12 protein-coding genes are annotated in these 9,153 nt (G+C 57.7%); 5 read left to right on the top strand and 7 right to left on the bottom strand.

The features are described from left to right. The first annotated feature begins 734 nt into the window (after nt 1–734). Nucleotides 735–1,037 (top strand): hypothetical protein, encoded by a 303-nt coding sequence (locus EN990_RS33940; RefSeq protein ID WP_127367678.1) that lies wholly within the window; start codon nt 735–737, stop codon nt 1,035–1,037. Nucleotides 1,038–1,097: 60 nt separating this feature from the next. On the opposite strand, the gene EN990_RS33935 is transcribed toward EN990_RS33940, so the two are convergent. Then, a complete protein-coding gene (locus EN990_RS33935) occupies nt 1,098–1,601 on the bottom strand; it encodes a hypothetical protein (RefSeq protein ID WP_127369786.1) in 504 nt (167 codons plus the stop codon). 83 nt (nt 1,602–1,684) lie between these two features. Continuing rightward, a complete protein-coding gene (locus EN990_RS33930; RefSeq protein WP_127369785.1) occupies nt 1,685–2,089 on the bottom strand; it encodes a host attachment protein in 405 nt (134 codons plus the stop codon). Nucleotides 2,090–2,377: 288 nt separating this feature from the next. On the opposite strand from EN990_RS33930, the gene EN990_RS33925 reads away from it, so the two are divergent. The 3 genes from EN990_RS33925 to EN990_RS36860 all read left to right on the top strand — a co-directional run bounded on the left by EN990_RS33925 (nt 2,378) and on the right by EN990_RS36860 (nt 3,935). After that, on the top strand, nt 2,378–2,860 hold the full coding sequence (locus tag EN990_RS33925) for a DUF982 domain-containing protein (RefSeq protein ID WP_245459233.1): 483 nt from the start codon (nt 2,378–2,380) through the stop codon (nt 2,858–2,860). Nucleotides 2,861–3,350: 490 nt separating this feature from the next. Further along, entirely contained in the window at nt 3,351–3,515 is a 165-nt protein-coding gene (locus EN990_RS36865; RefSeq protein ID WP_348629906.1) for an HWE histidine kinase domain-containing protein, read from the top strand. 99 nt (nt 3,516–3,614) lie between these two features. Then, nucleotides 3,615–3,935: a sensor histidine kinase gene (locus tag EN990_RS36860; RefSeq protein ID WP_245472551.1), complete on the top strand. Its 321-nt coding sequence runs from the start codon at nt 3,615–3,617 to the stop codon at nt 3,933–3,935. 79 nt (nt 3,936–4,014) lie between these two features. On the opposite strand, the gene EN990_RS33915 is transcribed toward EN990_RS36860, so the two are convergent. From EN990_RS33915 to EN990_RS33890, 5 genes are all read right to left on the bottom strand, one after another. After that, complete coding sequence (locus EN990_RS33915; protein ID WP_127366487.1) at nt 4,015–4,362, bottom strand: response regulator; 348 nt, start codon at nt 4,360–4,362, stop codon at nt 4,015–4,017. A 615-nt stretch (nt 4,363–4,977) separates the two neighbouring features. Next, entirely contained in the window at nt 4,978–5,262 is a 285-nt protein-coding gene (locus EN990_RS33910) for a hypothetical protein (RefSeq protein WP_245461180.1), read from the bottom strand. A 225-nt stretch (nt 5,263–5,487) separates the two neighbouring features. Continuing rightward, complete coding sequence (locus tag EN990_RS33905) at nt 5,488–5,676, bottom strand: hypothetical protein (RefSeq protein WP_127366483.1); 189 nt, start codon at nt 5,674–5,676, stop codon at nt 5,488–5,490. A 516-nt stretch (nt 5,677–6,192) separates the two neighbouring features. Beyond that, nucleotides 6,193–7,281 carry a L,D-transpeptidase gene (locus EN990_RS33895; RefSeq protein WP_127366481.1) on the bottom strand — a complete coding sequence of 363 codons (1,089 nt, stop codon included), beginning with the start codon at nt 7,279–7,281 and terminating at the stop codon, nt 6,193–6,195. A gap of 502 nt (nt 7,282–7,783) precedes the next feature. Then, a complete protein-coding gene (locus EN990_RS33890) occupies nt 7,784–7,969 on the bottom strand; it encodes a hypothetical protein (protein WP_127366480.1) in 186 nt (61 codons plus the stop codon). A gap of 365 nt (nt 7,970–8,334) precedes the next feature. Here EN990_RS33890 and EN990_RS33885 point away from each other — a divergent pair. Beyond that, nucleotides 8,335–9,153: transglutaminase family protein (locus EN990_RS33885; RefSeq protein ID WP_164766212.1), on the top strand; the 819-nt coding region annotated here is incomplete at its 3' end.

Here is a 9,153-nt window from a genome sequence, read left to right as displayed (position 1 = left end):
GTCTGCGGGCGGCTGGACTTGCTTGCCTGCCGGTTCGTCGGGAGCCTTGTTGGGCGCAGGCTCGGCTGGCGGCGCCGGCACAGGCTCGGCTGTTGGAGCGGGCTGTTTCTTCGTCGACAGTTCAGCCGGTGGCGTGGATTCTGGAACGGGAGTTGACTCAGACGCCGGAGCTGCCTCTTTTGGCTGCTCCTGCGGTTTTGGAGTAGGCTGTGGTTCGGTCGCTGGAGGTGGAGCAGCGTTTTCGGACGGAGCCTGTTGCCTTAGCGCGCAGGCTTCGGCGGACTCGCCCTCCTTACATTTCAACTTGATAAAAATCGGCGTTGCGGATTCGGCGAACCGTCCAGCGCTGAATGCTGCGCTGAGCGGCGCCCCTAACGGCACCGAGGCGATGAGCAACCCGAGTGCGGTGCTGGCCAAAATCTTTGGTCGGCGTGTCATTTGAATCTCCGTGATGTGTCCCCTCGCTATGCAAACTGGCCACTGCCACGTTGGTTCCCCGAAGCCAAAGAAGCAGGGCATCACTGAAGCGGAAGCTCGCGAGCTTGTCAGCTTATTGTGCCGCGCCAAATGGTCGTAGCTCATGCGGGAAGCCCGGCTGTCAATTCGCAAGCCCTGAATCTCAAACTGACCTGTACGGGCGGGCCGCCATTGTTGACTCAGCCTATGCCAAACGCGTAAGTCCCGGTTCGCGCACGACGTCCAGGGCGCAGCTTTTCAACTTTGAAGGTATCAAAATGGACGACAAATATGCCAATGCGCGAGAGCACTTTTTCGCGGCAATTCGCACACTAGCAGCCTCTACCGACGCCATACAAACGCGATTGATCGACGCAAATGTGAACATTCTGCACGTTACCATCGATGAATTCGATGGTGACCGGGAGCTCAAGTTCAAGTTCGCAAAGATACTGGATCTTCTGGCGATCGATCAGGACGATATGGGGGTCGTGGCTGTTGAGACAGCTGCGCACATGACTGACTTTGAAGCCGTCAAAGTCGCGGACCTGATTTGCGATTTTTACTACGAGCTCACGTAATAGTCGGCCCGGCAGCCCCGTCTTCGACTAGCGAGGCGTCGGATATTTGCCGACCAGACGCTAGGAGCGGCTGAGATCAATCCGACTGATCACAATGGTCTTGCCCGTCGCCGGATCCTTATCGATCGTCGTTAGGCGCATCCCATTGTCACCAACTTTTTCCAGCCTCAGCTGGGCCGTACGGTCGCCATTGACTTCCTTTGCCCAATGGATGCCTAGAACCAGTGCGTTGCCTGATCGACCGCCACTGAGGCCAGCCGGACCGGTGCTCGATCCGGTGTATATGCCCGTATAGGTTTTGCCATTCGTCTTCACGTCGGCGCCGATCGCCCGCGAGAAGACCACGTAACCTGTACACTTGCCGTTAAGCGCCAATGAGCTTTCAGTCGCGTCAGATGCAAATTTGCAGTTGATTTTGATGGGTTGGGAATCAGCGTCGACCTTGACCGTGCCCTTGCCAACCCAGCTGCCGGCAAACGATTTCAGAAAGGCGCCGTCAGCGGCCTGAGCAGGCGCTGTAATGCAAAGCACTGCTGCGGCCAACCATCCAATGGATTTTGTCATGATAAAGTCCTTCAATTCGACGCAGGCGCGAATACGATCAGAGCGCGGGCGCGATGCAGATTTGAGTTCTGTCGATTATGCGTCTAGGCGCTGGCAACTGCCTTCTCTATCTCGTGGGCCGAATGGCCGGTGAGATCCTTGGCGATTTCGCCAATCAGAACGTCCGATAATTTCTGATGATAGTGCTTGCGCAGTTCGCCAAGCGTTCGAGGAGCGGCGATGATGATCAGATTGGCGATTTCTCCGCCGAGGACGTGTCGGTTGAGCAGTTCGGCGGTTCCGGCCGCAAAATTGTCCTCCTCGATTTGACTGTTGTCCGGATTGGCGGAGCTGCTCTGATGACGCGCACCGGATCCCTTGTTCTCGTTTGCGACGTCTTCCACGACCGAGGCCGTCAGCTTTGGATTGGCTTCGTCTCCTGAATTGCGGAACAGATTGAGCCTTTCGCCATCGGCCACAGCAACGGTCGCACCTTTAGGAATATCCATGTGTGAATGTTCTCCGAGATTGCGCCAGCCCTAGCTATTCGGTTGGGGCCTGCTGACGTCAGTCTTAACGCCCCAAGCCGCCAATGGATGCTTTGATCTGAGCCTTTCGTCGACGCCCGGCCGACTAAGGGCCGCGCCGACCGCCTACATGCCCCCAAACGGTGGCGCCTCATTGTGAGATCGGCGTCAGGTGCCTGACGTTGGACGGATAGGCCGCGTTACATGTTGCGCTGGAACGAATGTCGTCGCGCCCCGTTCGCTGAGAGATGGTGGGATAGGGGTGACGCGATGCACGACGCTTTTTTCAGGGTTCCAGTAACGATCGAGTTGCCAAATGGAGAACTCCGCAGGTTGTCCAGTGCTTCCGAGGCTGCCATCTTGCTGATGGAGAAGTGGCCGGACGAGCACGGATCAATATACCGAGACGCGTTGCAGGCCTGTACCGGCTCACTGACTTCGGACGACGAGGTGGAAAATGCCCGGCAGGCGTTTTTGGCGGCTGCAGAGGAGGCAGGGCTGACCGTGCAAGGCGTGCATTACAATGAGGACACCCCATCGCCGCGTTCGATAGAACAGCCGAAATCGTCATACATCGCCGATGAGAAGCGACGGGATCGTGGGCATAGGGAGGAGCAAGAAGACTTTCTCATCCGTTTCCTGGCGCGCGAAACCGGGATTACGGAAGCCCAGGCACGCGAGCTGATCGATATGGTCGGTACTGATCGTGGATCATTGCTGCGAGAGGCGAGAATATTGAAGGCGCGGCGCTGAGACGCCGGAATCTGGCAATGTTCCGGAACGAGTGCGCCGCCTAGGCTGATGATGGGGGGACGCCCTAGGTAGGTAGGGTGGCGTTCAGTGCCTGACGATGTCGTCCTGCTGTACTTAGTCGTTTGATGTTGAACGCCGAGGTTCCCTCCGCAGGTCGAAACGCGTTGCGCTCGCAGTCCGTCAGGATGCCTCAACGATGGCCAGAAAGCCGTTCATTGACGGAAATGCCATTATACCGGCAGTGAATTTATCGTCCTTTGTAAAGGGTGCGCCAGCTTTCGCTCGAGCAGGCTTGACCGGACCCGCATCGCCACCTTGGCGCGAGGACCAAGTTTGATTTGGGACCGCGGGCGATCCAGCACATGTCGGGATTGCGGCGCCAAGACTGGGCATAGGATCTGCGATTTTTCCCAGCGCTGATGTTCGGCACCTTCGTTAATGTGACCGGCCGCAAGCAGGCGGAAGAAGCCGCGAGCTTCTGGCCTGCGAAATGAGCCATCGCGTCAAGAACCTGCTGACCATAGACTCCGGCCTTACTGCCATTAGCTCGCGTTCGACGACGACGACCAATGACCTGGCGCGCGAGCTTACACAGCGGTTGACTGCCTTGGGGCGAGCCCATCATCTGGTGGCGGCCGGTGCCCGGCCAGACTGAGGCCGCCTCTGCGCTGCTTGCGACCTACTTACGGTACTGCTTGCGCCTTATGACGATCTGGGGGCGTTTAGCGGCCGCATCAGGGTGTCGGTGCGAAGGATGAGTGTTGGTGAATCATCGGCAACTATCCTGGCGCTTATCATTCATGAACTTGCAACCAACTCTCTCAAATACGGCGCCTTGTCGGCGGAAGCAGGCACGCTGGATGTATCGTGCTCGGCGCAAGATGACGCCGTCACCATCGTCTGGACAGAAAGTGGCGGACCGCTCGTTGAGACACCTGCAGATCCGCCCGGCTACGGAAGCAGATTGGTCGAGCGTAGCGTAACCGGGCATCTGCGTGGCTCGATCGCTTACGATTGGGCAAAGCAGGGCCTGATCGTCACGCTGAAAATCCAGCCGCAGCGCCTCACACAATAACCGCGCGCTCGCCTTCAAAGGCCGAAGCTGGTGATCGAGCCCACGCCATGGAGGCGGAAGAACTGGCAGGGCGGCCATGTCAAGTTGAGACCAAGTCGCGTAAACTTGCCGCTATGGCTGCGTTGTCATACGGCTTGGCATAAAACAGGCTGCCTTTCGGAAGGTCCGTGACCGACACCGCGCGATGGCCTGACGTCGCTACAATCCTGATGGGTGGCCAGCGGTCGCGTACAGCAGCAGAAAGCTTTACGCCATCCACGCTACCTGGCATGTCGACGTCAGTGAACATGAGCTGGATCTGGGCATTGGTTTCGAGCAAGTCAATTGCCTCATCGGCATTGGCAGCCTCCAATACCTCGAAACCCTCGCCGAGCAGGAAATCCGCGATGTCCATGCGGATTAGCGGCTCGTCCTCGACAACCAACACGCAGATGCTAGGTGGCACTAGACCCTCCTGCCAAAATGATGCTGGCGGTCCACAACTCTGTTGCGCCCAGATCGATCCACAAAAACTTGCAATCCAAGCATTCAGCGCCAAGAGTCGAAGTTCGCGGCCTACTAGCGTGGACGGGCAAGGGATTTGGGCAATGTGATGCTTCGCGTCCGAACCCGCCTGACCCAGGCGGGCTTTTTATTGGCTGTCGCTATGAACGCGGTCAATTCCCTTCGACCCGAGCAAACCACGGATCTAAAAGTGAAGCCGATCGCCGGCCCCAGCACGGCATGGATTTGCGCCAAGACGGCGTAGCATGCGAGTTCGTGGTTCGGGGATGGGGACAGTCCCTTTTCTCCACTTTGCTCGCGATCGTGGTTCTCGATGGACCCTCGGGAAACGCCTCAGCGCCGTCGCCGCTTCCGTCTGGCTGATTCCAAGGCCGTTGCGCCAAGCTTTAAATTCTTCAGAAGTCAGCACATTCTCCACTCAAGAGGTGAGGGCTTCCCCCTTCGGTAAGGCCGGTTTCCAGGCTCCCTGTGACCTTTATCTGAAGTAAAGCCAAGCTTAACGGCCCGACCTTTATCCTCAGCTTCCACAGACCGAAGTCTATGGCTCGAGCAGGGCAGCGCCGTACTTGGCCCATAGCCGGTCGCAGTCAATCAACCTAAGGCTTGGTGTGCCAGATTCCCCATAGAAGACCATTGCGGCCCGGGCGTCATATCCGAGCACTGAGGCTTTTGCGACGAACTGGATTGCCTCTCCGAGGCGGGCGATGGGGAATTTGGCCTCCGTTTTGTTGTTGAGGTCGAACGCTCCAAGAATTTCCGCGTTGGCATTCCTGGACGACAGTGCCTCGGTCTCAGGCGCACTGCCCAACGCAAGCAGCATCATATTAGCCTTCACTAATATACAACTACGCACCATACGTTTTGTTCCGTAGACAATGCAGCCACGCAGACGAAAAAGATCACTCATACGCACGCAGAGTTGCCGCCAAATAGGTGACTTCGTCGACGAATTCATGACCCCAAACGTCATGCAGGCGGTGCGACAATAATTGACCGCTCGGCGCAGGGACGGGTTGCTTGAGTGATTCGCTGACCTCGGTCGGCCTGACTATTCGAGCCGGAATTCAACCAAACGCGCATCACCCTCATTGATGAGGCCGCTGTCGACTGCAGCTTCGAACGCCTTCGCAAAATACTCATCATCCGAGGCTTGGTGAACTTGGCCTGCAAGATCGATTGGCAGTGCGCCGATCACCCGACCAGTTGCCTTCTCGATAACCGTGACGGTCCGCTGCATCGATCAGGGTTTGTTGACGGTGTCGTCAACTGCGTTCGCCGTCGACTTGACGTCCCTACCGACGCCTCGGACGGTATTAGCGCAAGCGGAAAGAGCCAGGGCGCAGGCAAGAATAGCGATGGGGGCAAGGTGTAACAGTTTCACGGCGATGTCTCCTCTTCATGACGTAACCCACGAATGCCCATCGAGTTCCAATCATGCTTGTTCCCGCAAACGCCCCGCGATTTAGAAAAGTGCACAGCGTGCGACGAGATCTCCGGCTTATTCGACGGTGCAGGGCGGCGACGCGCGGATTTCGAGGCCGAGGGTGGTCATAATGTAGGTAAGAGACTGCCCGCTAATGTTGCGCGAGGCCCTGATTACATGGTGTCAATTGCATCCAAGGTTCAGGCGTATTGCAGTTCTGGCTTCGTCTCGGTACCGTTGATCATTCCGGCGCTAGCGTAGTTTCGGGGCTCTGCGTCTCCTCGACATCGGGCGGATAGTCGAAGTCTGCGGCCGGATTGTCCGCGCCGCTCAGAGGAACTGGACCGGCACGCCGGGACTGAGAAGCTTGCCAAGTTCTCCAGCATCCCAATTGGTCAGGCGTACACAGCCATGGGAGCCGGTCTTGTCAATACGGGCGGGCTCGGGGGTCCCGTGAATACCGAAGCTCGGTTCAGACAAGTCGATCCACACCGTGCCGACGGGGCCATTGGGACCGGGCGGAAGGGTCAGGACCTTGTCGTTGTTGCCCTGTTTGAAATTGAGCTTGGGATTGTAGGTGTAGCTCGGGTTCGTGACCACCGCCCTTACTGTATGCATGCCGGACGGGGATGGGTTCTCCTCGCTGCCAATTGTGGCCGGAAAGGCCGCCAGGAGTGAGCCGTCTTCCGCATAGGCGCGAACCTGGCCTTCGGCCTTGTCTACTTCCAGTCTGGCGGCCGTTCCGCGCTTCCCCGAACCTAGATCGGCCACCGAAATCGTTTCTCCCTCGGCGAAGGTCGCGCCAGGATTGAGTGCCTTCAGAAAATCCTCGTCCATGTGGAAACGCTCGGCCATGGCCTCGCTTGGACGGGCGTAGCCGAGGTATTTCATCTCCGCCATTTTGGCGTAGTCTTTCGGAATGGCACCCACCACCGTGGAAAGGTCGTCCGCCGTGACGACGTAGCTGCCGATAACCTGCTTGTCCGCGTCTATGGCGGCGATGACCTTGAGTCCAATCTTTCCGTCGACCGGGAGGCCACGCATCACTTCAAAGGCTGCGATGGCGTGCCGCAGGTTGCCGCCATCAAGACCGTCGATAACTCCTGGCGACGCCCCCGCCCGGTCGAGCAATACCTGCAACCGAACTATGGACGGCGAGGGCGCGTCTGCCGCAGGGGCTTGCGTAAACTCCGTCGAAGGGGCGGCGGCACCGACATTGAACGTGCTGCCGGTGGTCAGCGGATCGATCTTCGAATCGGGGGGCGCATACGTCGGCGAAATTGCATCGAGGGGCGCTGCGTTGACGGTATCGGGGGTAAGCAATGACGCGGCGTGAGCTGGTGAGATGACCAACGTTGCCGTGCCAGCGCCAAGTGCCGTGCTGAAGGTGAGTACAAGTAGACCGAGGCCGCGTCGCATGTGGGGTGTGTCTCCTGGCAGCGAAAAGAGGCCGCAAGCGACATTCTGCCGGATTGGTTACTGGTCTCTTAACATCGATGTCCAATTCAACTCACTGTGCCTGCAGACCTGCTAGGGGAACTTAGCGCCGTGACGCCCTGGGTTCCGAATTTGTTCAGAAAGCATCCGATCCGCCACGGAGGAGCCAGAAGACTCTGATCCGTCTCCTTGCACGCGAACCCGGATTACCGAAGCTCGGACGCGAGAGCTGATTAACATGACGGTACCGATCGTGGATCAAGCTGGGAGACGCCCGACTAAAAGGCGCAGCGGAATTCCCGACGTTACAGAAGCAATACGCCGTTGGTCTACAGGCCAGGGCAAAGGGTCTGCCAAGCCCCGGTCTTGGTGTTCTGTCCCATGATGCCGCCGCGGTGCTGCGTCTTAGCCCGTTGAGGCTCCGGCCAAGGAGCAGGGATGGGGACGGAAAATCTCATTCTAGACCTGACCAAGATGCGGACTATTAGTTGCTACCTGCTTGGCTGAATACAACCGAGCCGTCGTCCTTGCGAACCTCGACCGCTACAATACCGTCTGAGTTTCGTGCGGAAAAATTGGCAAGCGCGTTATCCCGTGCAGCCTTCTCGGTCTCGAACGACGCTTTCTCGACAATGCCTTGCTTGCCGTACCAGATCACCGTGTAAGCCAACGTTTCGGCGTCCTTCTCTGCTTTAGTTTTCTTCGCGCGCTCGCAACGGTGTCGAAAGGGACCGGTTGAGACATTACGCCTTGGGCAGGATATTACAAATCCACAGATCTGACGTATCTCGGCGAGGAAAGTTCGAACCGAGAGGTGGGAAACGCCATCCCGATCTCGCGTGTGCCTTGATGCCCTGCCGCCTCCAGATTGACGGCATCGACATTGTAGGAAGCCCGGCAGTAGCGACATTGTCCGACTAGCGGCCGGTATTTGGCCGCTTTAATTGCTTAGTCAGACGTTGAGTCTCTCCGCACCAAGGCCACTCGATCGTCCCTGAGAAACCACGGTGTGTATGCAGAAGGCACAAGGACATCATGCCTATTTTTTCAGTGAGGCACTCGACTGTCTATCGTTACAGCCGACCTGTAAGGTTTGGCGAACACCGGCTGATATTCAGGCCGCGCGACAGCTTCGACCAGAGACTTCTAGACCACGCCATGGTCATTGATCCCGAGCCGAAAGAGCTCCGTTGGATCCACGACGTTTTTGGAAACTGCGTTGCCGTGCTCGATTTCAAGGGGGCAGCTAAAGCACTGCACTTCGAAACAGCCATTCGGCTTGATCATACGCCTCAGCACGCGCCCGATTTTCGCATCGACGAAGCAGCACTCAGCTATCCGTTTTCATACGAATCTGACGAAGCAACCGACCTTTCCCAGACCATCGAGCGCCATCATCCCGACGAAGGGGACGAGATTGGAAAATGGGCACGACAATTCTTGAGTGCCGGTGGCAAGACAGAGACGGGCACACTGTTGATGACACTCTGCTATGCCATCCACGAAAGCTTTGTGTATTCCCGTCGAACGGAACCCGGGACACAACCGCCTCTTGTCACGCTACATCTGCGGCGAGGCACATGCCGTGACTTCGCACTGTTCATGATGGAAGCTGTTCGATCGCTTGGTTTCGCTGCGCGTTTCGTGACCGGATATATCTACGTTCCAACCCGAGACAAGTTGGAGGTACGAGGTGGAGGATCGACCCACGCCTGGTGCCAGGTCTATTTGCCTGGAGCCGGTTGGGTCGAGTTCGATCCGACCAATGGCATTGTCGGTAATCGGGAACTGATCAGGGTGGCAGTCGCTCGACACCCGCGACAGGCGATCCCTCTTTCCGGCAGCTACTCGGGA

The organism is Mesorhizobium sp. M7A.F.Ca.US.005.03.1.1 (assembly GCF_003997975.1).
GTDB classification, from domain to species: Bacteria; Pseudomonadota; Alphaproteobacteria; order Rhizobiales; family Rhizobiaceae; genus Mesorhizobium; species Mesorhizobium ciceri.
Note: the sequence above shows the minus strand (reverse complement) of the source record. Positions and strands in the feature narration are given on the sequence as shown.